This window comes from Rhizobium sp. 0TCS1.26 (assembly GCF_050455525.1).
In the GTDB taxonomy this organism is placed as follows: Bacteria; Pseudomonadota; Alphaproteobacteria; order Rhizobiales; family Rhizobiaceae; genus Neorhizobium.
In genome coordinates, this window is sequence record NZ_JBCIYV010000002.1 from 432,077 (window position 1) to 453,438 (window position 21,362).

The 21,362-nt window shown below is 64.8% G+C and carries 27 protein-coding genes and 1 pseudogene; 19 read left to right on the forward strand and 9 right to left on the reverse strand.

Annotated features, from left to right (window positions below; all coding sequences use genetic code 11):
* Positions 1 to 21 precede the first annotated feature (21 nt).
* The 3 genes from AAIH46_RS09260 to AAIH46_RS09270 all read left to right on the forward strand — a co-directional run bounded on the left by AAIH46_RS09260 (position 22) and on the right by AAIH46_RS09270 (position 3,218).
* Positions 22 to 1,212: an MFS transporter gene (locus AAIH46_RS09260; protein ID WP_430305565.1), complete on the forward strand. Its 1,191-nt coding sequence runs from the start codon at positions 22 to 24 to the stop codon at positions 1,210 to 1,212.
* Between the two features lie 28 nt (positions 1,213 to 1,240).
* Complete coding sequence (locus AAIH46_RS09265; RefSeq protein WP_430305566.1) at positions 1,241 to 2,278, forward strand: aldo/keto reductase; 1,038 nt, start codon at positions 1,241 to 1,243, stop codon at positions 2,276 to 2,278.
* 112 nt (positions 2,279 to 2,390) lie between these two features.
* Positions 2,391 to 3,218 (forward strand): aldo/keto reductase, encoded by an 828-nt coding sequence (locus AAIH46_RS09270; protein ID WP_430305567.1) that lies wholly within the window; start codon positions 2,391 to 2,393, stop codon positions 3,216 to 3,218.
* Between the two features lie 69 nt (positions 3,219 to 3,287).
* Here the strand turns inward: AAIH46_RS09270 and AAIH46_RS09275 are convergent, their stop codons facing one another.
* Positions 3,288 to 3,575, reverse strand: a complete 288-nt coding sequence (locus AAIH46_RS09275) for a TM2 domain-containing protein (RefSeq protein ID WP_430305568.1) — start codon at positions 3,573 to 3,575, stop codon at positions 3,288 to 3,290.
* 274 nt (positions 3,576 to 3,849) lie between these two features.
* Between AAIH46_RS09275 and AAIH46_RS09280 the strand changes: the two genes are divergently transcribed.
* A complete protein-coding gene (locus tag AAIH46_RS09280; protein ID WP_430305569.1) occupies positions 3,850 to 4,599 on the forward strand; it encodes a haloacid dehalogenase type II in 750 nt (249 codons plus the stop codon).
* Here the strand turns inward: AAIH46_RS09280 and AAIH46_RS09285 are convergent.
* Positions 4,596 to 5,180 carry a YqaA family protein gene (locus tag AAIH46_RS09285; RefSeq protein ID WP_430305570.1) on the reverse strand — a complete coding sequence of 195 codons (585 nt, stop codon included), beginning with the start codon at positions 5,178 to 5,180 and terminating at the stop codon, positions 4,596 to 4,598. The genes AAIH46_RS09280 and AAIH46_RS09285 overlap by 4 nt on opposite strands.
* A 215-nt stretch (positions 5,181 to 5,395) precedes the next feature.
* Positions 5,396 to 5,842: a MarR family winged helix-turn-helix transcriptional regulator gene (locus tag AAIH46_RS09290; protein ID WP_430305571.1), complete on the reverse strand. Its 447-nt coding sequence runs from the start codon at positions 5,840 to 5,842 to the stop codon at positions 5,396 to 5,398.
* A 65-nt stretch (positions 5,843 to 5,907) separates the two neighbouring features.
* Between AAIH46_RS09290 and AAIH46_RS09295 the strand changes: the two genes are divergently transcribed.
* The 3 genes from AAIH46_RS09295 to AAIH46_RS09305 are packed head-to-tail and all read left to right on the forward strand — an operon-like array spanning position 5,908 to position 7,977.
* Positions 5,908 to 6,639: a DUF899 domain-containing protein gene (locus tag AAIH46_RS09295; RefSeq protein WP_430305572.1), complete on the forward strand. Its 732-nt coding sequence runs from the start codon at positions 5,908 to 5,910 to the stop codon at positions 6,637 to 6,639.
* A 29-nt stretch (positions 6,640 to 6,668) separates the two neighbouring features.
* On the forward strand, positions 6,669 to 7,136 hold the full coding sequence (locus AAIH46_RS09300; protein ID WP_430306527.1) for a DUF1579 domain-containing protein: 468 nt from the start codon (positions 6,669 to 6,671) through the stop codon (positions 7,134 to 7,136).
* A 46-nt stretch (positions 7,137 to 7,182) separates the two neighbouring features.
* Positions 7,183 to 7,977, forward strand: coding sequence for a VOC family protein (locus tag AAIH46_RS09305; protein ID WP_430305573.1), 795 nt, complete (start codon positions 7,183 to 7,185; stop codon positions 7,975 to 7,977).
* A 6-nt stretch (positions 7,978 to 7,983) separates the two neighbouring features.
* Here AAIH46_RS09305 and AAIH46_RS09310 read toward each other — a convergent pair whose 3' ends face one another.
* Together AAIH46_RS09310 and AAIH46_RS09315 are read right to left on the reverse strand one after the other, a co-directional pair.
* Positions 7,984 to 9,291, reverse strand: coding sequence for an MFS transporter (locus AAIH46_RS09310; protein WP_430305574.1), 1,308 nt, complete (start codon positions 9,289 to 9,291; stop codon positions 7,984 to 7,986).
* Positions 9,292 to 9,643: 352 nt separating this feature from the next.
* Positions 9,644 to 10,000 (reverse strand): hypothetical protein, encoded by a 357-nt coding sequence (locus AAIH46_RS09315; RefSeq protein WP_430305575.1) that lies wholly within the window; start codon positions 9,998 to 10,000, stop codon positions 9,644 to 9,646.
* Between the two features lie 101 nt (positions 10,001 to 10,101).
* Here AAIH46_RS09315 and AAIH46_RS09320 point away from each other — a divergent pair, with 101 nt between their 5' ends.
* The 8 genes and pseudogenes from AAIH46_RS09320 to AAIH46_RS09355 all read left to right on the forward strand — a co-directional run bounded on the left by AAIH46_RS09320 (position 10,102) and on the right by AAIH46_RS09355 (position 14,078).
* Entirely contained in the window at positions 10,102 to 10,446 is a 345-nt protein-coding gene (locus AAIH46_RS09320; RefSeq protein WP_430305576.1) for an ArsR/SmtB family transcription factor, read from the forward strand.
* A 13-nt stretch (positions 10,447 to 10,459) separates the two neighbouring features.
* Positions 10,460 to 10,861 (forward strand): annotated as a pseudogene (locus tag AAIH46_RS09325) (SRPBCC family protein); the annotation flags it as partial.
* 45 nt (positions 10,862 to 10,906) lie between these two features.
* Positions 10,907 to 11,344 (forward strand): GFA family protein, encoded by a 438-nt coding sequence (locus AAIH46_RS09330; RefSeq protein ID WP_430306528.1) that lies wholly within the window; start codon positions 10,907 to 10,909, stop codon positions 11,342 to 11,344.
* A 132-nt stretch (positions 11,345 to 11,476) separates the two neighbouring features.
* Entirely contained in the window at positions 11,477 to 11,767 is a 291-nt protein-coding gene (locus tag AAIH46_RS09335; protein WP_430305577.1) for an HNH endonuclease, read from the forward strand.
* A 103-nt stretch (positions 11,768 to 11,870) separates the two neighbouring features.
* Positions 11,871 to 12,722 carry a DUF2243 domain-containing protein gene (locus tag AAIH46_RS09340; RefSeq protein WP_430305578.1) on the forward strand — a complete coding sequence of 284 codons (852 nt, stop codon included), beginning with the start codon at positions 11,871 to 11,873 and terminating at the stop codon, positions 12,720 to 12,722.
* 63 nt (positions 12,723 to 12,785) lie between these two features.
* The gene (locus AAIH46_RS09345) at positions 12,786 to 13,088 is read left to right on the forward strand and encodes an alkylphosphonate utilization protein (RefSeq protein ID WP_430305579.1); all 303 of its coding nucleotides are present in this window, start codon (positions 12,786 to 12,788) and stop codon (positions 13,086 to 13,088) included.
* A gap of 320 nt (positions 13,089 to 13,408) precedes the next feature.
* A complete protein-coding gene (locus AAIH46_RS09350; protein WP_430306529.1) occupies positions 13,409 to 13,804 on the forward strand; it encodes a type II toxin-antitoxin system RelE/ParE family toxin in 396 nt (131 codons plus the stop codon).
* Complete coding sequence (locus tag AAIH46_RS09355) at positions 13,776 to 14,078, forward strand: helix-turn-helix domain-containing protein (protein WP_430305580.1); 303 nt, start codon at positions 13,776 to 13,778, stop codon at positions 14,076 to 14,078. Before AAIH46_RS09350 ends, AAIH46_RS09355 begins: the two co-directional genes overlap by 29 nt.
* Before the next feature lie 93 nt (positions 14,079 to 14,171).
* Here the strand turns inward: AAIH46_RS09355 and AAIH46_RS09360 are convergent, their stop codons facing one another.
* Positions 14,172 to 15,782, reverse strand: coding sequence for a helicase HerA-like C-terminal domain-containing protein (locus AAIH46_RS09360; protein WP_430305581.1), 1,611 nt, complete (start codon positions 15,780 to 15,782; stop codon positions 14,172 to 14,174).
* Positions 15,783 to 15,912: 130 nt separating this feature from the next.
* On the opposite strand from AAIH46_RS09360, the gene AAIH46_RS09365 reads away from it, so the two are divergent.
* The 3 genes from AAIH46_RS09365 to AAIH46_RS09375 all read left to right on the forward strand — a co-directional run bounded on the left by AAIH46_RS09365 (position 15,913) and on the right by AAIH46_RS09375 (position 18,360).
* Entirely contained in the window at positions 15,913 to 16,878 is a 966-nt protein-coding gene (locus AAIH46_RS09365; protein ID WP_430305582.1) for a YihY/virulence factor BrkB family protein, read from the forward strand.
* Positions 16,879 to 17,030: 152 nt separating this feature from the next.
* Positions 17,031 to 17,420: a hypothetical protein gene (locus AAIH46_RS09370; protein WP_430305583.1), complete on the forward strand. Its 390-nt coding sequence runs from the start codon at positions 17,031 to 17,033 to the stop codon at positions 17,418 to 17,420.
* A gap of 178 nt (positions 17,421 to 17,598) precedes the next feature.
* The gene (locus AAIH46_RS09375; protein ID WP_430305584.1) at positions 17,599 to 18,360 is read left to right on the forward strand and encodes a glycosyltransferase; all 762 of its coding nucleotides are present in this window, start codon (positions 17,599 to 17,601) and stop codon (positions 18,358 to 18,360) included.
* A 27-nt stretch (positions 18,361 to 18,387) separates the two neighbouring features.
* Here AAIH46_RS09375 and AAIH46_RS09380 read toward each other — a convergent pair whose 3' ends face one another.
* Together AAIH46_RS09380 and AAIH46_RS09385 are read right to left on the reverse strand one after the other, a co-directional pair.
* Entirely contained in the window at positions 18,388 to 19,095 is a 708-nt protein-coding gene (locus AAIH46_RS09380; RefSeq protein ID WP_430305585.1) for a L,D-transpeptidase, read from the reverse strand.
* Between the two features lie 156 nt (positions 19,096 to 19,251).
* Positions 19,252 to 20,070, reverse strand: coding sequence for a L,D-transpeptidase (locus tag AAIH46_RS09385; protein ID WP_430305586.1), 819 nt, complete (start codon positions 20,068 to 20,070; stop codon positions 19,252 to 19,254).
* Between the two features lie 105 nt (positions 20,071 to 20,175).
* Between AAIH46_RS09385 and AAIH46_RS09390 the strand changes: the two genes are divergently transcribed.
* Positions 20,176 to 20,877, forward strand: a complete 702-nt coding sequence (locus AAIH46_RS09390) for an SDR family oxidoreductase (RefSeq protein WP_430305587.1) — start codon at positions 20,176 to 20,178, stop codon at positions 20,875 to 20,877.
* Between the two features lie 26 nt (positions 20,878 to 20,903).
* Here AAIH46_RS09390 and AAIH46_RS09395 read toward each other — a convergent pair whose 3' ends face one another.
* The gene (locus AAIH46_RS09395; RefSeq protein WP_430305588.1) at positions 20,904 to 21,353 is read right to left on the reverse strand and encodes an Rrf2 family transcriptional regulator; all 450 of its coding nucleotides are present in this window, start codon (positions 21,351 to 21,353) and stop codon (positions 20,904 to 20,906) included.
* Positions 21,354 to 21,362 lie beyond the last annotated feature (9 nt).

Genomic DNA, 21,362 nt, shown 5'->3' on the forward strand with positions numbered 1-21,362 from the left:
CGCTTCTCAGGGAAGATCTCGATGCCTCTCGCACTCTTTGCACTCACGATCGCGGCCTACGCGATCGGCACCACCGAATTCGTCATCGTCGGCCTCCTGCCGACGGTCGCAAACGACCTGCAGATCACGTTGCCGCTCGCCGGGCTGATCGTCTCCATCTATGCGCTCGGCGTCACCTTCGGCGCGCCGGTGCTGACCGCGCTTACCGGCCGGATCGCCCGCAAGCCGCTGCTGCTCGGGCTGATGGCGCTGTTCGTCCTCGGCAATCTCGTCGCCGGCCTTGCGCCCAGCTATGGCATGCTGCTCGTCGGCCGTATCCTCTCGGCCTTCGCCCACGGCGTGTTCTTCTCGGTCGGCGCGACAATTGCCGCCGACCTCGTGCCGGAAAACCGTCGCGCCTCGGCGATCGCCATGATGTTCATGGGCCTGACGGTCGCGATCGTCACCGGCGTTCCGCTCGGCACGCTGATCGGTCAGACATTCGGCTGGCGCGCGACGTTCATCGCCGTCTCCGGCCTCGGCGTCATCGCCTTCCTCGGCATCCTGGCACTGTTGCCGGCAAAGCTGTCGAAGGCGGCGCCTGCCAGCCTGATGGACCAGGTGCGGGTACTCGGCTCCGGCCGGCTGCTGCTGGTGTTCGGGATGACCGCCTTCGGCTATGGCGGCACCTTCGTCACCTTTACCTATCTCGCCTCCATGCTGCAGGACATCACCGGCTTCTCGGCCGGCAGCGTCAGCCTTGTGCTGGTGCTCTACGGGCTTGCCATCGCTTTCGGCAATCTTGCCGGCGGCCGCATCGCCGACCGCAATCCGGTGAAGGCGCTGGTCTGGCTGTTTGCGCTGCAGGCGCTGGCGCTTGCGATGTTCACCTTCACCGCTCCCTATACGATCCCGGCCCTCGCCACGCTCGTGGCACTCGGCTTCCTGTCGTTTGCCAATGTGCCGGGCCTGCAGCTTTACGTCGTGCAGCTTGCCAAGCGCACCCAGCCGGGCGCCGTCGACGTCGCCTCGGCGCTCAACATCGCCGCCTTCAATCTCGGCATTGCCGGCGGCGCCTGGATCGGCGGCCTGGTCGTTGCCTCGCCGTTCGGCCTCGGTTCGACGCCTCTGTTCGGAGCCGTCCTGGTGGCCGTGGCGCTCGGCCTGACGCTCGTCAGCGGCGCGCTCGACCGTTCCACTGCCACGCCGGGCGAACCGGCCCGCGCATCCTGACCCATCCCATCCGAACGAGGAACACAGCATGGACACTCGCAGCCTTGGAAAATCCGGCCTCAAGGTGCCGGTCATCAGTTTCGGCGCCGGCACCTTCGGCGGTTCCGGTCCGCTTTTCGGCGCCTGGGGAACGACCGATGTGGAGGAGGCCCGCCGCCTCGTCGACATCTGCCTCGAAGCCGGCGTCAACCTCTTCGACACTGCCGACGTCTATTCCGACGGTGCTTCGGAAGAAGTGCTCGGCCAGGCGATCACAGGCCGCCGCGAACAGGTGCTGATCTCCACCAAGGCATCGCTGCCGACCGGCAATGGTCCGAACGACTGGGGATCGTCCCGCTCCCGGCTGATCGGCGCCGTCGATGCCGCGCTGAAGCGGCTCGGCACCGATTACATCGACATCTTCCAACTGCACGCCTTCGATGCCTCGACGCCCGTCGAGGAGGTCGTCTCGACGCTCGACCGGCTCGTCCAGGACGGCAAGCTTCGCTACATCGGCGTCTCGAACTTCTCCGGCTGGCAGGTCATGAAGTCGCTGGCCGCCGCCGACAAGAATGGCTGGACACGCTATGTCGCGCAGCAGGTCTACTATTCGCTGGTCGGCCGCGACTACGAGTGGGACCTGATGCCGCTCGGCGCCGACCAGGGCGTTGGCGCTTTGGTGTGGAGCCCGCTCGGCTGGGGCCGTCTGACCGGCAAGATCGGCCGCGACAAGCCAATCCCGGCAGGCAGCCGCCTGCACGACACCGCCGAGTTCGGCCCGCCGGTCGAGGACGAGCATCTCTACCGGGTGGTCGATGCACTGGAAGCAGTCGCGGCCGAGGTGGAGAAGACCGTGCCGCAGGTGGCGATCAACTGGCTGATCAGCCGCCCGACCGTGTCGTCGGTCATCATCGGTGCCCGCAACGAGCAGCAGTTGCGCCAGAACCTCGGCGCCGTGGGCTGGTCGCTGACGCCGGAGCAGATCGGGAGGCTCGATGCGGCCAGTGCGGTTGCCGCCCCCTACCCGCATTTCCCCTACCGCCGGCAGGAGGGCTTTGCCCGGCTGGATCCGCCGCTCGCCGGCTGATCCGCAAGCCCGCCGGTTACCGCCGGCGGGTTGATCCGCCGGCCGACCGGCCCATGTAAGACGGACCTATTCGGCCGGCATCAGCCGGCCTCCTTCGTCCAAAGGAGCATTCATGCATACAGTCAACGCCAACGGCGCCAACATTCCCGCCCTCGGTTTCGGCACCTTCCGCATTCCCGGCGACGATGTGCTGCGCATCCTGCCGAAGGCCATCCAGCTTGGCTTCCGGCACGTCGACACGGCGCAGATCTACGGCAACGAGGCTGAAGTGGGCGAGGCGATCGCCCAGTCGGGTGTTTCTCGCAACGAGATTTTTCTGACCACCAAGGTCTGGGTCGACAAGTACCGCCACGCCGACTTCATCGCCTCGGTGGACGAGAGCCTGAAGAAGCTGAAGACGGACCATGTCGATCTGCTTCTGCTGCACTGGCCGCAGAGCGACGTCCCGATCGCCGAGCGGATGGGCAGCCTCAACGAGGTGAAAAAGGCCGGCAAGGTGAAGAACATCGGCATCTCCAACTTCAACATCGAGCTGATGAACAAGGCCGCCGAGGCATCCGATGCGCCGATCGCCACCAACCAGGTGGAATATCATCCGTATCTCGACCAGTCGAAGCTGCTCGAGGCGGCGCGCTCCAAGGGCATCTCGCCCACCGCCTATTACCTGATGGCGGACGGCAAGGTGCCGAGCGATCCGGTGCTGAAGGATATCGGTGCAAAGCACGGCAAGTCCGCCGCCCAGGTGGTGCTGCGCTGGGCCGTGCAGCAGGACGGCGTCATCGCGCTGTCGAAGACGGCCACCGAAAGCCGGCTGCAGGAAAACTACGACATCTTCGATTTTTCGCTGACGGACGAGGAGATGCAGGCGATCCACGGACTTGCCGAGCCCGACGGCCGCATCGTCAACCCCGGCCACCTGCGCCCCCCACACTGGGACTGATCGCCCGGTCGCCCACTGCCATGGGAAGCCCGTCGCGAGACCCGCGGCGGGCTTTTGCGTTTGCGCAGGTCAGATCGCCGTGTTGCCGTTCCGGTCGACGCGGATGTTGATGATCGGTGCCATGAGGTTGCTGACGGTCGCCGGTGCCCGGGTGCCCATCAGCCCGCTGATGATGTTGGCCTGGCGCACCATCGATCCGAGCAGGAAGAGATCGATCAGCTGGCCGATGCCGAACAGGCCGAAGGTCAGCAGCCAGAGGATGCCGCTGCCGGTGCGCCCGGTATAGAAGCGGTGGATACCACAGACGCCTACAAAGCACAGAAGCCAGCACAGAAAAGCAACGAAACCCGATTTCATGAAACCCCCTAAAGTTGAACCCCGGGGGGACCTTATCGAAGCTTGGCCGCAAGTGAAGCTAGCAGATTTCGCCTATAGATTGTCCCGGCGTGCAGAGGCTGAGGGCTAGACCGAGCTTGCCTGGGCCTCCCTGATTTTCGGGTCGCACCGATGCGGATAATCCCTTGAAGGCGGCGGCGGCGGGTCTATCTGGCTTTCAGATGCGCACCACACAGGCCAGGATCGGATCCTCGGCCGTGCTCTTCTTGCCACCCGCCAATCGCAGGATCTCCTGATGTCCGAACCCCAGGTCTCGATGTTCAAGCTCGATCCGGCGCCGAAGATCATCACCTTCGACTGCTACGGGACGCTGGTGCGGTGGTACGAGGTGCTGCTGCGCGAGATCGGCGCGGTGCTGGCGGAGCACGGCGAAAGCGGCGCCAAGGCAGCAGCCATACTCGACAGCTTTTCTGCGGAGGGGCGGCGGCTGACGGCGGAAAAGCCGTACCGCCTCTACAAGGACATCCTGCGCACCGGTTTCGCGACCGCGTTCGCCGAACACGGGCTGACCCCGACTGCCGAGGAGATCGAGCGGATCGCAATGTCGCCGAAGACGATGGGGCCGCACCCGGACGTGCCGGATGCCTTGCGGCGCCTGCGTGAGCGCTACAGACTGGCGATCTTCACGAACTCCGACGACGATCTCATCGCACCGACGGTGGCGGCGATCGGCGTGCCCTTCGACTACGTCATCACCGCCGAGCAGGCCCGGGCCTACAAGCCGTCGCGACAGATGTTCGAGCACGCCTACAAGACGATGGGCGTCGCCCCCGACGAGACGGTGCATGTCGCGCTCGGCATGTACTGGGACATGAAGGCCTGCCACGACCTGGGCGTGCGCGGCATCTGGGTGAACCGCCGGGGCGAGACCGGCAACCCGGACTGGCTTCCGTATGCGCAGGTGCAGGACCTCCCGGCGCGGCAGACCTGCTCCTGCCGGGCTGACACCGAGCGGTCTGCATCCCGGTCGGGCAGAAGCGCCTAGTGCAGCATGTAGACCGCGTAGACGCCGATCAGTCCGGCAGCGGCCAGCGCGGAAATGATCTTCAAGCGCTGTTCGATGAAATGCCGCATCTCCTCGCCATAGGTGTTGAGGAGCCAGGCAAGCGCGAAGAAGCGCGCGCCGCGGGCAACGATGGCGGAGAGGATGAACAGTGGCAGGCTGAAGCCCGCGACGCCCGAGAGAATGGTCACCACCTTGATCGGCGGCAGATGCGCCAGGCCCGAGGTGACGAGCAGGATCAGCATCGTCTTCCAGTCGACCGAGGCGGCCAGGCTGTCGAAGGTATCGAGCTTGCCGTAGAAGGTAAGGACGGGTCTGGCGATGGTCTCGAAGGCATAGTGACCGATCAGCCAGCCGAGGACGCCGCCGAGCACCGAAGCGACCGTGGCAATGGTGGCGTAGAGGTAGGCGCGGCGGGGCTTGGCCAGCACCATCGGCACGAACAGCACGTCGGCCGGCACCAGAAAGAACGAGCTTTCGACGAAGGCGATGATCGCCAGCCACCAGGCAGCCGACTTGCGGGCGGCAAGCGCCATCGTCCAGTTGTAGAGATTGCGCAGCATGGGATCGTCTCGGATGTCTGATGCGATCGGATCCGGGGAGAAACGGATCGGCGGGAGCTTTTGGCTAGCGGAAAGCGGGGTTGACGGCAAGCCGAGGAGGCAGGCTCGGCTTCAGCCTTGCCGACTTTGCCGGAGATCCACGCCTGCGGGCCTGATGGCGACCCCTTAGGGCCTGATGCCTGTTGCCCGTTCCCTGCTGCCTAACGCGCCGCCGCTCACCGCAGCGCCAAAAGATCCGTCCGCAGGCGATAGGGTCCGCCCTCGCCCAGCATCTCGTCGACCTCGCCATGCGTCTGCGTCCAGACCGGCACCGCTGCGGCAAGCAATGCCGTGCCGTCGGGCGTCAGCTTCAGGAGCCGGCTGCGAGCGTCCTTGGGGTCGGCCACCGCCTCCACCAGCCCGCGCCGCTGCAGCGGCTTCAGCGCCGCCGTCAGTGTCGTGCGGTCCATGTCGAGCACCGCTGCGACCGAGCCCATGGTCGCCGGCTGCGGCCTGTTGAGCGACATCAGCAATGAAAACTGGCCGTTGGTCAGGCCGAGCGGCCGCAGCGCCGCATCGAAACGGCGGGCAAGCGCCCGGGCGGCGCGTTGCACGTGCAGACAGAGGCACGTGTCGCGTACGTGGATGGTGGTTGAGAAGGGAATCACGGCGGCATTTGACATGCACTAAATATGTTGATATCAACCCAACTGTCAAGACGGACAGCAACGACATCGAGGAGGATGTAATGGAGCATGCCGTAATTTCCCGGGAGGACTGGGTGGAGGCGCGCAAGGCGCTGCTGGTGCGCGAGAAAGAGGCGACCCGCCTGCGCGACGCGGTCAACCGCGAGCGGCTGGCGCTGCCCTGGGTGAAGGTCGAGGCCGATTACCGGTTCGCCACGCCGCAGGGGGAGAAATCACTGTCCGACCTGTTCGACGGCCGCAGCCAGCTGATGACCTATCATTTCATGCTCGGCCCCGACTGGGATGCCGGCTGCCCCGGCTGCTCCTTCCTCGCCGATCATCTGGACGGCGCGCTGGTGCATCTCAACAATCACGACGTGACGCTTACCTGCGTGTCGCGTGCGCCGCTCGACAAGATCGAGGCCTACAAGCGCCGCATGGGCTGGCAGTTTCCCTGGGTCTCGTCCTTCGGCAGCGATTTCAACTTCGATTTCGGAGTCTCGTTCACGCCGGAGCAGCTGGCGGCCGGGCCGGTGACCTACAATTTCCGCGAGCTGCCGGCAGATCAGGCGCATGACGAGCTACCCGGCACGTCGAGCTTCTACAAGGACGACAGCGGCCAGATCTTCCACACCTATTCGAGTTACGCGCGCGGCGGCGAAGAGATGATCGGCACGCTGATGATCCTCGACCAGGCGCCGCTGGGGCGCAACGAAAGCTCGACGATGAACTTCGTCAAGCGCCACGACGAATACGCGCCGAGCCCCGCCGCGGCATCGAGCTGCTGCCACTGACCGACACAGGGAGGAGAGACATCATGGACATGTGCATGCCGAAACCGCGCGCCGAGCACGCATTTCTCCAGCGCCTGGTCGGTCGCTGGCGGGTCTCCGGCGAGGAGATTCCGGGCAACGCGGACTGGATCGAGGAGGTGCGCTCGCTGAACGGCATCTGGTTCGTCGCCGAATGCCGCGGCAGCATGCCGGATGGATCCGACGTCACCGCTATGCTGACGCTCGGCCATAATGGCGCGACGGGCCGCTATGTCGGCAGCTGGATCGGCACGATGATGGAGCACATGTGGGTCTATGACGGCGAGCTTTCGGCCGATGAAGGCACGCTCTGCCTCTATACCACCGGCCCGAGCTGCACCGATGCGCCGGGAATGCAGGCGTACCGCGAAGAGATGAGCTTCAGCGACGATGACCACCGCCGCTTCGTCTCCAGCATGAAGCAGCCGGATGGCAGCTGGAAACAGTTCATGCGCGCCGATTACCTCCGGATCACCTGAGCAGCCCCTTCCCCAGCCCCGCCTTTACAACACAGGACGACGACCCATGCCCTCACCCACCCATGGCAAATTCATCTGGTGCGAGCTGATGACCAGCGACATGCAGGCAGCCGCCGAATTCTACGCAAAGGTCATCGGCTGGAGGGCCAAGACCATGCCGATGCCGGGCGCCGACGGCACGGAGTACGGGATCTTCGACATTCGCTCGGGCGATGAGGATTGCGGCATCGCTGGCTACATGACGATCCCGCCGGAGATGAACGGGCAGGTGCCGCCGAACTGGACGGGCTATGTGGCGGTGGACGACGTCGATGCCATGGCAGAGCTGTTTGCGGCGGAAGGCGGCTCGGTGATGCAGCCGGCCTTCGATATTCCGGGCATCGGGCGCATGGCGGTGGTTGCCGATCCGCATGGGGCAGTGCTCTGCATCATGAGGCCGGCGGCGATGGATGCGACGCCGCCGGAGCCTGCGACCGGCACGCCGGGCACGATCGGCTGGTACGAGCTGATGGCCGGCGACGGGCGCCAGGCGCTCGAATTCTACGGCCGCATGTTCGGCTGGACGCTGGACCACGCGATGGACATGGGGCCGATGGGCGAATACCTGATCTTTTCCCATCACGGCCAGCAGATCGGCGGCATGATGACGAGACCGGAACAGGTGCCGGTGCCGCATTGGGGCTACTACATCAACGTCGCGTCGATCCACCAGGCCATGGAGGCGATCGGAGGAAATGGCGGACGCATGGTGTTCGGCCCGCAGGAGGTGCCGGGCGGCAGCGTCATCGTCAACGCGCAGGATCCGCAGGGCGCCTATTTCTCGGTGGTCTGCGCGCCCTGAGTTTCGTCATTCCGCAGCCTTCGGCCGGATACCCTGCGCAGCGAAAGCCGCCAGCAGCGCCAGAACGGAAGCCGTTCCCCACAGGGCAACGACACCTGCATGCGGTCCAGGCACCGCAAGCTGGCCGACTATGCCGGCGGCCGAGGCAAGTCCGCCGATGACGGTGGAACCGAAGACGCCGCCGGAGGTCGACACCGAGGGCAACAGCGAACCGGTTGCCATGCGATGCTCGGGGGTCGCATCCTCGATGATCGCCTGGCTGGCGATGGCATAGACGAGGCCGAAGGCCGTGCCGTTCATCACCTGGCCGGCAATCACCAGCGGCAGCACCTGCAGATAGAAACCGGCGGCGATCAACAGGCAGCCGACGACCTGGAAGAACGGGCCGATGCTCACCGTCCTTGCTTTCGATGCGGCGCGGGTAACAGTGGCGACCGGCAGCGCGACAATGCTCCAGGTGAGCGCCAGCGTGACGACGACGAAGCCGGCGGCGGCCGGCGACAGCCGGAACACGTGGGTGAGCGAATAGGCCATGAAGACCGCCGAGACGCTCTGCGCCGCCGTCATCAGGAACAGCATCCATGTACCGCGGCCGAGCGTGCTGCGAAAACCGAAGAGGCCCGGCGGCAAGATCTGTCTGCGCCGCGACGGCGCGAGCTCCGGCGTCCCGGCCGGCGGCGCAGGCCTTGGTTCAGCGCCGCGCGGCAGGGCGATCGGCAGCACCGAATAGAGGATGACGATGAACGGCAGGCTGACCGCAAGGGCTGCCCGCCAATGGACGAATTGCGCCGTCAGCCCGCCGGCAAGCGGCCCGAGCAGCGCGGCGACCGCCCAGAGGATGGCCTCCACCGAAAACACGCGCGGCACCTGGCGCGGCGGGAAGAGATCGGCGATCAGGCTGTAGCAGAGCGCGACGATCCAGCCATCCGACAGGCCCTGCAGCGCACGGCCGGCGAGCAGCAGCCCGGCATTCGGTGCCAGCGACTGCATGGCGACGGCTGCCAGATAGATCCCGCCGGCCAGCATCAAGCCGTGGCGTGCGCCAAGGCGCCGGCGAAGCGGTGCCGCGCTCAGCCCGCCTGCAATCACCGAGAGGAAGAAGGAGGCGTAGAGAAACGGCAACAGCCACGGCGCCTGCAGCGCATCGAGCGCCAACGGGATGACCGGCGCGATGGCGATCTCGTTGAAGGCGTGCAGGGCGATGCCTGCGGATACCACCGTCAGCCGCAGGCCATAAGGCGCCGAGATCAGCTCGCGCCATCCGCTCGCCGCCGGGTCTGCAACGTCATCGGTCGGGCGGCTCTGCTGGTCCATGGTCTTGTCGTCCAGATGGTCGGTGTGACATCGGCTAAGGTGTAAGACCGCAACCGGTGTGGTGGTCAATGGCTTACAGACGAAAACCGAAGCATCGTGCGGATTGTCGGTCGGCGAGGTTGCACGGCGTGCCGGCGTCGCCAACAAGAATCCGTCCTCGAAGCGGCCGTGTCCTGTAGGCTCTGCGTTACACTGGATTGCCGCTCTGGTGACCCGCTCGCACCGACGGTTGTGGTTCATAATCCGTTCATACCCATCGGAGCATGGTCACCATCCATCAACGGAAGGCATACCCATGAACAGATATCTCTCAGCAATCGGCGCCGCGGCAGTGGCCCTTGTGATGAGCATCTCAAGCTTCGGAACGGCAACTGCTGGTCCGATCGTGAACCAACCGGCACAGATCACCTCTGGCGTTGAACTGGTTCAGCACCGTGATGATCGCCGGCACAATGCTCGTCCCGATCGTCGGCATCACCGGGCGGATCGCGCGCACCGCAGAGACCGCCCCGGTTACTGGAATGGCCATCGCGGATATCGCGAACATCGTCGAGGCTACCGCCGTCACAGCGACGGCTACTACTATGCGCCGTCCGTTTTCCGGCTGATGATCCGCTAAGGCGTCTAGCCTCAGTCCCAAGATTTCAAAGCCCCGCACCGGAAACGGTTGCGGGGTTTTCCATTGCTGCGGACGGTTCTGGTTTACCATGTACCAAGAGCGCAGGGTGTCTCGCACAGACAGCACAGGCCAAGAGATGCAGGCGAAAACCTGCCTATTGACATGCAGGCATTTACCTGCGCATCTGGGTCGTGACATACGAAAACGAACAGAACGACCTTGTGTTCAAGGCGCTGTCCGATCCAACCCGACGGAGGATCCTCGATCTTCTCGCCGAGCGGAACGGCCAGCCGCTGGGTGCACTCTGCGAGCATCTCGACATGCGACGGCAATCGGTGTCGCAGCACATCGAGCTGCTCATCGAGGCCAATCTGGTGACGACATTCCGGCAGGGACGCGAGAAGCTGCACTTCCTCAATCCGACGCCGCTGCACGAGGTCTACGAGCGGTGGATCCGGAAGTTCGAGCGCCAGCGCCTGTCGTTCCTGCACGACCTCAAGACACGGCTGGAGGATAAGGGCCATGACGATACCTAGCTTCATCTACGTGATGTCCATCGCCACCACGCCCGCACGCTTGTGGGAAGCGCTGACCGACGCGAACATCATGCGCGACTACTGGCTCAACCCGGCGGCCGACGGGCCTGCGCATGTCAACGTCTCCGACTGGACCGTCGGCTCCGGCTGGGAGCACCAGCGCCTGGACGAGGCACGCACCGTCGACATCGTGGGCGAGGTGATCGAGTGCACGCCGCCGTCGCGGCTGGTGCTCAGCTGGGCGCGACCGGAAGACAAGGCCGATGGCTCCAGGCATTCCACGGTATCGTTCGATATCGCCGAGCAGGCCGAGGGTCTCGTCCGGCTGACAGTGACACATGACGGACTTGCCGGGGATCCGCAGATGCTGGCCGGCATCTCGAGCGGCTGGCCGACCATCCTGTCGAACCTCAAGACGCTGCTGGAGACCGGCCGCCCCCTGCCCCGGAAGACCTCCACCGTGCCGGCAACGGAGCGCTCGGCGGCCGCCCGGCACTTTTCCGGCGGCTGTGCCTGCGGCGCCATCCGTTACCACACCGACGCCACGCCGCTGATGATGGGCGACTGCCAGTGCCGGCAGTGCCAGCGGGAGAGCGGCACCGGACATGCTTCGGCGCTGATCTTTCCGCGCCAGGACGTCGAGCTCGAGGGCACCACATCGGAATGGACGGCGGTCGGCGACGGCGGCACGACGAAATCCAAGGCATTCTGCCCCGTATGCGGCTCGCCGGTCTACATGACGCTCGCCGAAATGCCCGGGGTCATCGTCATTCGCGCCGGCAGTCTCGACGATCCGGCCCTCTATCAGCCGCAGCTGGTGACGTGGACGGCAGCTGGCCACGCCTGGGACCGCATCGACCGGGCGCTGCCAAGCTTCGAGGGCATGCCGCCGCGCTGAGGCTCCTGTTCAGGCAATCTTCGACGCACACGCCGCATTGCAGCGCCCGTTACGGAGAACCATATCCCGTTCACTGGACACTGCGGGATGCGCATGGCGAGGAAGCACAGGGAGAAGATAGCGGCCTGGTACGTGGAACCGGCACCGGACATCTGTCCGCTGTGCGGGCGGGAGATTCCCGAGGATCAGCGCGACGCGCATCATCTGGTGCCGAAGAGCCGCGGCGGGCGGGAAACCCGGTTCCTGCACCGCATCTGCCACCGGCAGATCCACGCGCTGTTTTCCGAGGCCGAACTGGAGACCTCCTATTCCACCGTGGAGGCGCTGCTCGAACATCCTGAGATCCAAAAGTTCGCCGCATGGGTGGCCCGCAAGCCGCCCGGCTTCTTCGACGGCACACGGCGCAGCAACCGGCGCAAGTGAGCGTCGGCGACGGGCTGCGGAGGCCCTTCCCCTTTGGACGCGCAACCATCCACGCGCCGCCTTGTTTTGCGTCCTGACGCCGAAGAACGTCGGGAGGCACCGCATGCAGACGACGCGCAGCACGGATCGCAGCGGAACAGGCCGCAGTCTCGCCTCGGCCGGTCTCGCCTCGGCCGGTCTTGCTCTCGGCTTCGGGCTCGGCGGCTTCTTCGACGGCATCCTGCTGCACCAGGTGCTGCAATGGCACCATCTGCTGTCGGCGCTCGAGGATGCGCGTGGCGATATCCGGCTGCTGATCCTCACCGACGGGCTCTTCCACCTGCTGATGTTCGCCGTGACGGCGATCGGCCTCCTGCTGTTGTGGCGCGCGCGGCGCAGGTTTGCCGATGAAGGCGGCGACCGGCAATTGCTCGCCCATGCGCTTCTCGGCTTCGGCGGCTGGCACATCATCGACGCGCTCCTGTCGCACTGGATCCTCGGCATTCACCGCATCCGCATGGACAGCAGCGTGCCGCTTGCCTGGGATCTCGGCTGGCTGCTGGTGTTCGGCCTGGTGCCAGCGCTGTTCGGCTGGCAGTTGCGTCGCGGCCCACCGAGGCGGGGCATGCGCGGCGGCCACCGGGGCACCGTGATGCTGGTCATCCTGACGCTTGCCGCCGCTCCGATCGCTGGCCTGCCCGCCAGCCCGGCAAGCGGCGCCGCGACGATGATCGTCTTCCGTCCCGGCACCACCCCGGCGCAGGCCTCCGCCGGTCTCTCGATGCTTGGCGGGCAACTGGTCTGGAGCAATTCCGGAGACACCGTATGGGCGGTTCGCCTGCCGGACGATGCGGATGCCTCCGACTTCTATCGCCACGGCGCGCTGCTGGTGAGCAACGGCATGCTGGCCGCCGGCTGCCTCAACTGGTTCCGCGCGGACACCGAAAGCACACCGGCCGGCGCCCGGTCCTTTTGACATCCTCGGCCGCAAGGCCTAAGCCGCAGGCAACCATCCTCAGAGACGAAGGACCCTTGCGCCATGGCAGCCGATGACGACGACTACGTCTACGATGAAGCGACCGGCGAATGGCGCCCGGCCTCCGAGATCGCAGCCGCTGCGGCGAAGGGCGCCGAGGTGCTCGACTCGGCCGGCAACGTGCTCAGCGACGGCGATTCCGTGACGCTGATCAAGGACCTCAAGGTGAAGGGCGCCGGCCAGACGCTGAAGCAGGGCACGGTGATCAAGTCCATCCGGCTGACCGACAACCCCGAAGAGATCGACTGCCGCCACGATGCGATCAAGGGACTGGTCCTGCGCACCGAGTTCGTCCGCAAGCGGTAGCTTTGCGAGGGGCGGTCGAGAGCGCAGAGGCTTAGCCGGTTTGAGTCAATTTGCCAGACGGATGGCTCCCTCAAGCGCAATCAGCCACTTCTCACGCTCTTGAACAAGGCGCACAACCTTTTCGAGCCTCTAGACATGCCGCGTTGAAACGCAGGGTCAGGCCATAGTGTAGTCAAGCGACAAGCTTGCCACTAGATTGAAATCGGTGAGAGGGCATCTATGCTCGGTCATAAAATCAATCTGTGAGCGCATTCCCTTCAGGCTTCTGATTGCGGAAACCCAACTTGCCATCCATATCACGGAGTAATATAAAATTGCCTGTGAGAATTCTGAAAGATCTGGAGTTTTCTCACTGGGCTGCGCAGTACGGCGTGACGGATGCACTGCTCTGCAGGGCAGCCATTGAGATCGAAGCCGGATTGATTGACGCCAGGCTGGGCGGCTTTCTGATCAAGAAGCGGCTGGCCGCACCGGGACGCGGCAAGCGTGGTGGCTTTCGAACCATCCTCGGCCATCGTCAGGGCGACAGGCTGATCTTCGTCCACGGCTTCGCGAAGAATGAGACTGACAATATCACGACGAAGGAACGGGAAGCCCTTCGGAAACTGTGTGACATCTACATGCTCGCGGACGACAGAACGCTTGCAAAGATGATTGGACTGAACCAGATCCTGGAGATCGAGTGCCATGAGCAGGATTTTAACCAACGTCCATAAGTCGGCGGCGCGACTGCACGAAGCCGGCTTCGTCGATGATATGACTATGCGCGAATTCGATGCTCTGTGTCTTCCCCCCTTACGTACCTATACGCCCCAGGACATCAAGAAGATCCGCGACGCCAACAAGGTCAGCCAAGCCGTATTCGCCCAGTTCCTGAACGTGAAAAAGATCACGGTTGCGGCGTGGGAGCAGGGCACGAAAAAGCCCAGCGGCACGGCTATCAAGATCCTCGATCTTGTCGAACGAAAAGGATTGGACGTGCTGCGCTAACAGTGCGCCGGCAGCACAGATAGAACGTCCACCAGGTGTGGACATTCTATCTTATACGACAACGGGTGCAGGCAGAGCGCCGGCCAGCGTCCCCTACCGCTTCAAGCTCCCCAGAATGCCGCGCACCAGCGCCCGGCCGATCTGGTTGGCGACCGAGCTTGCCACAGAGCGGGCGGCGCTCTTCATCGCCGCCTCGATCACCGTCTCGCGCTGGTAGCCGGACCGGCCGGCGCCCTCGCCGCGCTTCTTCGGCGGCGCCTTGCCGAGCGCCTGGTCCACCGCATCGCCAAAACCGGGAAGCGTCCAGCGACCGGCGGCACTGCCGGATTTTTCCGACGCCTTCTGTTCATCGGCCGGCACCTCGACCTCGGCGCGCTTCGGGATCTCGGCCTGGGCCGCCTTTTCGGCGCGCGCCATGAGGATCTCGAAGGCGGACTCGCGATCGATGTCGGTGTCGTACTGGCCAGCGACCGGGCTTGCGGCGATCAGCCTGCGCCTTTCATCATCGGTCAGCGGGCCGATGCGGCCGGACGGCGGACGGATCAGCGTGCGCTCCACCATCGACGGCGCGCCCTTGCCTTCCAGCGTCGAGACCAGCGCTTCGCCGGTGCCGAGCAGGGTGATCGCTTCCTCCGTCTTGAACTGCGGATTGGCGCGGAAGGTCTCGGCGGCGGTCTTTACCGCCTTCTGCTCGCGCGGCGTATAGGCGCGAAGCGCGTGCTGGACGCGGTTGCCGAGCTGGGCGAGCACGGTTTCCGGCACGTCGAGCGGGTTCTGGGTGATGAAATAGACGCCGACGCCCTTCGAGCGGATCAGCCTTACCACCTGCTCGACACGCTCCAGCAGCACCTTCGGCGCCTCGGAGAACAAGAGATGCGCCTCATCGAAGAAGAACACCAGGCGCGGCTTTTCCGGGTCGCCGACTTCCGGCAATTCCTCGAACAGTTCGGACAACAGCCACAGCAGGAAGGTGGCGTAAAGCCTGGGATTCATCATCAGCCTGTCGGCGGCCAGGATCGACACCATTCCGCGGCCGTCGGTCGTCGTGCGCATGATGTCGGTGATCTTCAGCGCCGGCTCGCCGAAGAAGTGCTCGGCACCCTGCTGTTCCAGCACCAGCAGCCCGCGCTGCAGCGAGCCGACCGAGGCCTTGGAGACGAAGCCGAAGCGGCTGGAGATCTCGCTTGCGTGCTCGCCCATGTAGTTGAGCAGGGCCTGCAGGTCCTTGAGGTCGAGCAGCGGCAGGCCGCCCTCGTCGGCAATCTTGAAGGCGATGTTGAGGACGCCTTCCTGGGCATCCGTCGCATCCATCAGCCGGGCGAGCAGCAGTGGCCCCATTTCGGCGACCGTCGAGCGGACGCGATGGCCCTTCTCGCCGTAGAGATCCCAGAAGATCGTCGGGAAGGCGGCGTTGTCGTATTCGGCAAACTGGATCGCTTCCGCCCGCTTCAGCAGAAAATCCTTCGGTTCGCCGACTGCGGCGATGCCGGAAAGATCGCCCTTGATGTCGGAGCAGAGCACCGGCACGCCGGCTGCGGAAAAGCCTTCCGCCAGCACCTGCAGGGTCACCGTCTTGCCGGTGCCGGTGGCGCCGGTGACGAGGCCGTGCCGGTTGCCGAACTTCAGGTCGAGATATTCCGGCTTCTTCAGCGTCTCGTCCGGGTTGCGGCTGCCGCCTACAAGGAGTTTTCCCGCCTCAAGCATGCAACTGCCCTTCCTTCAACTCGTTACCGTTACGCTAATGTATAGGCCGTTGGATTTGGAACGGCAACGCACCGACGGACGGGCCTTACCGGCGTCAGCCTAGGTAGCTTGGAACGAGGGAAGAGAGGACATGACAGAGACGGCACAGGCTTCCGAGATCGAACGTGGCCGCTACGCCGAACGGCCTGGCGAAATCCCGGCCAAGGGATTGAAGGACGTTGCCATGCGGGTCTACGGCGCCCTGCAGGAGGATCGGGTGATGCTGATCGCCGCCGGCGTGACATTCTACCTGTTGCTGGCGATCTTCCCGGCCATGACCGCCCTTGTATCGCTCTACGGCTTCGTTGCCGATCCCGGCACCATCATCGAACGGCTGGACTTCCTGCGCATGGTCATGCCGCCGGACGGGCTGGACATCTTCTTCCAGCAGATGCAGTCGCTGGCAAGCCAGGAGCAGAGCACCCTCAGCTTCGGCCTGATCTTCGGTCTGCTTGTGGCCCTGTGGAGCGCCAACAACGGCATGAAGGCCCTGTTCGAGGCGATGAACGTCGCCTATGGCGAAGACGAGAAGCGCAGCTTCATCCGGCTCAACATCGCCTCGCTGACATTCACCTTTGCCGGCGTGCTGGGGGCGATCGTGCTGATCGTCGGGCTCGGCATCATCCCGGCGGTCCTCAAGTTCGTGCACCTGGGCGATGGTGCCAGCGTCTTCCTCAACGTCCTGCGCTGGCCGGTGCTGCTGGTGCTGGTGGCGGGCGGCATCAGCCTGCTCTACCGCTACGGCCCGAGCCGTGAACCGGCCAAGCTCCGCTGGCTGACCTGGGGCGCCGGGCTTGCGGCGCTGTTCTGGATCGCCGGATCGGTGGGCGTCTCCTTCTACCTGTCGCACGTGGCTGATTACAACGCCACTTACGGTGCACTCGGGGCGCTGATCGGCTTCCTGTTCTGGACCTGGATCTCGGCGATCATCGTCATCCTCGGCGCTGAGCTCAATGCCGAACTGGAGCATCAGACACGCAACGATACGACGACCGGCGAAGCCCAGCCGATGGGCAGCCGCGGCGCCTACATGGCCGATACGGTAGGCGGACCCTGACCGCCGCAGACGGTCCGCCGGAAGTTTTGCCGCGTGCCGGTGCAGTCACGCCGGAGCCGTGCTAGATCCGCGGCAGAACGAAGGCTGCAGCTTGCATCGCGCGCCGGATTTATTTACGTTGACGTACACGTCAAGAAACTGAGGAGAGATTGATGAACGAGCTGGTCACCCGGGTTGCGGACAATGTGGGCATTGCTCCAGCCGTCGCGGAAAAATCCGTCGGCATGATGCTGGGCTTCCTGCAGCGCGAGGCGGATGCCGGTGCCGTTGCCCGCATGATCGAGGCCATTCCCGGCGCGCCTGAACTGGTGGCGAAGTTCAACGGCGAAGGCGCGGGCTCCGGCGGGCTCTTGGGCGGCCTGATGGCAAGCTTCGGCGGCGGCGTGATGGCACTCGGTCAGCAGCTGATGGCGCAGGGCCTCGGCATGAGCGAGATCACCGCACTTGCCCGCGAGACCATGGCGGTTGCCCGCGAGCATGCCGGCGCCGAAACGGTCGACGAAGTGGTGAATTCGGTTCCCGGCCTCAGCCAGTTCGTCTGAGCAGCGTCATCCTACAAGCATAGCGCCGGTCCATTGGGCCGGCGTTCTGCGTTCAGCGGTGCGACGCGAGGGGACCAGCCTTAGCCTCGCCGCTTCTTCGGGAAATATGTCCCATCTCCTGCGGACGTGCAGCGACGAATATGCCATATCGCTGCCGACGATGGCTGGAGAGATGTTCGTGAAGACCCTGATCTATCAGTTCTGGAAAGGCGAGGTTCCTGCCTATGCGGATCTCAGCCGGCGCCTGTTTGCCGCCTATGCCGAGAGGCACGGGGCCGACTATCGTTTCGACGACAATCCGACTTTCTTCACCGGAAAGTATGCCGAATATTTCCACGCGCTGCGGCCCGTCTACGATGATGCGTTCCTCGCCTACGACCGCATCATCTTTGTCGACTCGGATGTCTATCCCAAGGCCGCGGCTTCAGCCGGAATCCTCGACTGCCCGGTCGGGCATATCGGCATGGTGGAGGAACTCTCGCCTGCCATTCGCCAGGATCGTCCGAAGTGGATCACCGACGCCAAGGAACGGCGCTGGGCGACAATCTCGGAGCTGATGTTCCGGTCGCGTCCGCCGCGCAGGCCGGACGGCAATCCGCGCGCCTTCAATTCAGGGGTGATCGTCTATACGCGGGAGGGGTTGCGGGCGGCACGTGCGTCGTTTCCGGATCGCGGGCTATATTCGCTGGCGATGCGGCTCGCCCTGCTGCCGCGCTTCTACCGCCTGGACCAGAACTATCTGGGCATGGCGTGTTTCCGCAAGGGCATCCAGTTTACGGAACTGGACCCGTCGTGGAACCGCATCGTCAAGGCGGCGGAGCTCGACGACAAGCTGCGGGTCACGGCGCCAAGCGCCGGCACCGCCTTCGTCCACTGGCAGGTGAGGAACCGGCGGGACTTCTCCGAACGCCAGATCCTCGATCTGGTGGAGAGTGCGTGAGCCAAGAATGGCTCACGCGTCGATCCATTACTGCCAGACGATGATGCGGGCCTTGTTGGGCACGCGCTCGTAGAGGTCGATGACGTCCTGGTTGAGCATGCGCACGCAGCCCGAGGACACGGCCTTGCCGATCGAATTCCATTCCGGATTGCCATGCAGGCGGTACAGCGTGTCCTGGCCGTTCTGGAAGATGTAGAGGGCGCGGGCACCAAGCGGGTTCAGGAGGCCCGGCGGCATGCCGCCATTGGCGGAGGAGTACTTGACCAGCTCCGGCTGACGCGCGACCATCTCATCCGGCGGCGTCCACTTCGGCCATTTCTGGCGCCACTGGATGACGCCTTCGCCCGACCAGGCAAAGCCTTCGCGACCGATGCCGACGCCGTAGCGCATGGCCGTCGCTGCACCCGGCTCGACCAGGTAGAGGAACCGCTCGCGGGTATCGACGACCACCGTTCCGGCCGGTTCGCCGGTGGTGTTGGCCACCTGCTGACGGTAGAAGCGCGGCGGGATCTTCCAGTACGGCACGGCCGGAATGACGAAGCCGCCATCGACCGTCTGGCCGTAGGTGGCGTCGAGTTCCGGAGAGCGACCCATCGGCGGCGCCGGCAATTGTGGCGCAAAGCCGATTGGGCTGAAGCGCACCGGACCCGATGAGGCACAGCTGGCAAGTGTGGATGCGGCACCGACTGAGAGCAGGCTCAGGATGCGGCGGCGGCTATAGGTTTCAGATGTCATGAGGCCGGATTTACTTCTTCACAGGGACGGCGGGAACGAACGCGAAACAACGAGCGCGTCTGACATTGGTTCCGCGATTATGGCCAGAAGAAGTACCATCCGCCTTAATTCGGGTGAAACATCCGTGAGCGGCGCCCTATCAGTTCCGACCTGTGATCACATTACAACAATCGGCGTCGACGCGGGCACGCGTTCGAAGAGATCGATGACATCCTGGTTGAGCATGCGCACACAGCCCGACGAGGTCGCCCGGCCGACCGACTGCCAGTCCGGCGTACCGTGAACACGGTAGAGCGTGTCCTTGCCGTCCTTGAAGATGTAGAGCGCGCGGGCACCGAGCGGATTGTTGAGCCCCGGCGTTGCGCCGCCGGCTGCGGCGGAAAACTTCGTCAGCTCCGGCTGGCGCGTCACCATGTCGGCGGGTGGCGTCCAGCGCGGCCATTTGGCCTTCCACTGGATGGTGCCGCGGCCGGTCCAGCCATAGCCGTCGCGACCAAGCCCGACGCCGTAGCGGATCGCCTTGCCGTTCGGCTGGACGAGGTAGAGGAACCGTTCGCGGGTATCGACGACGATGGTGCCGGGCGCCTCCGCGGTCCTGTAGTCGACCTCCTGACGCAGGTAACGGGCATCGATGCGCGAATAGGGAATGGCCGGCAGCGTGTGGCCGTCGTCACGGATGCTGGCGTAGTAGACGCGGTGCACCGGGTTGGAGACCGGCAGGCCATAGGTCTGGTGGAACTGCGTCTGATAGAGCTGGCGCTTCTGCGGGATCGCCTGCTGCTTCTGGGTCGGTTGCGGCTGCGGTTCCGGCGGGGCCGACGGGTTGTAGAAGACCGGCGCCGTTTCCTGGACAAAGACGTCCGGGTTCATGCGGCTGGTATCGGTCACCAGGATGCAGCCGGACAGGCCGGCCGACAGCACGACGGGTGCGGCAAGCGTCCAGCAGCGGGATAGGCAGCGCAAGATCAACGGCATAAGGTCGCTTCCGGCAGATGAAGTCCGCCGGACCATGGCAGCCGCGGCTGGCGCGAGGCTTTCGCCTTGCGTAAGACGGACAGATCAAATTTCGAGGAGAAGAGCATGGCGGACAAGGTAGCAATCATCACGGCAGGCGGCAGTGGCATGGGCGCCGGCGCGGCCCGCAAGCTGGCGGCCGACGGCTTCACCGTCGCCATCCTCTCCTCGTCCGGCAAGGGAGAAGCGCTCGCTGCGGAACTCGGCGGCTTTGGCGTCACCGGCTCCAACCAGTCGAACGACGACCTGAAGCGGCTGGTCGACATGACCATGGAGCGCTACGGTCGGATCGACGCGCTGGTCAACAGTGCCGGCCACGGCCCCCGGGCGCCGCTGCTCGAGCTTTCCGACGACGACTGGCATCGCGGCATGGACGTCTATTTCCTCAACGTCGTGCGCCCGACGCGGCTGGTGACGCCGATCATGCAGGCGCAGAAAAGCGGCTCGATCGTCAACATCTCGACCTTCGCCGCCTTCGAGCCGGACCCGGTCTTTCCGACCTCCGGCGTCTTTCGCGCCGGGCTTGCCGCCTATACGAAGCTATTTTCCGACCGCTACGCCGCCGACAACATCCGCATAAACAACGTCCTGCCGGGCTTCATCGACAGCCTGCCGGAAAAGCAGGAGTTCAAGAATCGCATTCCGATGGGCCGCTATGGAACGGTCGACGAAGTGTCGGAACTGATCGCGCTTCTGGCATCCGACCGCGGCGGCTACATCACCGGCCAGAACATCCGCATCGACGGCGGCATCACCCGCTCGGTCTGATCGCTGTGAAAGAGTGTGGCGACCGCTCAGTCGGCGGTGCCACACGGCCGATGCCCCTGCAGGCGGCGGCCAAAGTCGGCGGCGAGATCGGCAAGGCTGACCTCCTTGAAGCGGCGCAGCAGGAGCGCCTCCGCATCGCGCAGGGCATCGTCCACCGCCGCGGTAACCGCCTGCTCCACCAGACATTCCGGACGGTCTGAAGCACTGCCGATGGCAAACACGTCCGGCTCTCCCACGGCCCGATAGACATCGAGAAGCGAAATGCCGGACAGAGGGCGTGCCAGCGTCCACCCGCCGCCATGTCCTTTTTCCGAGCGCACATAGCCTGCGTCGCGCAATCCGCCCATCGTCCGCCGGACAACGACCGGGTTCGTGTTGAGCATCATGGCGATCGCATCTGACGTCAGCGGCTTTTCAGCCGCGGCCATGTGGATCAGCACATGCAGCATGCGTGACAATCGGCTGTCCTGACGCATGACGTCCTC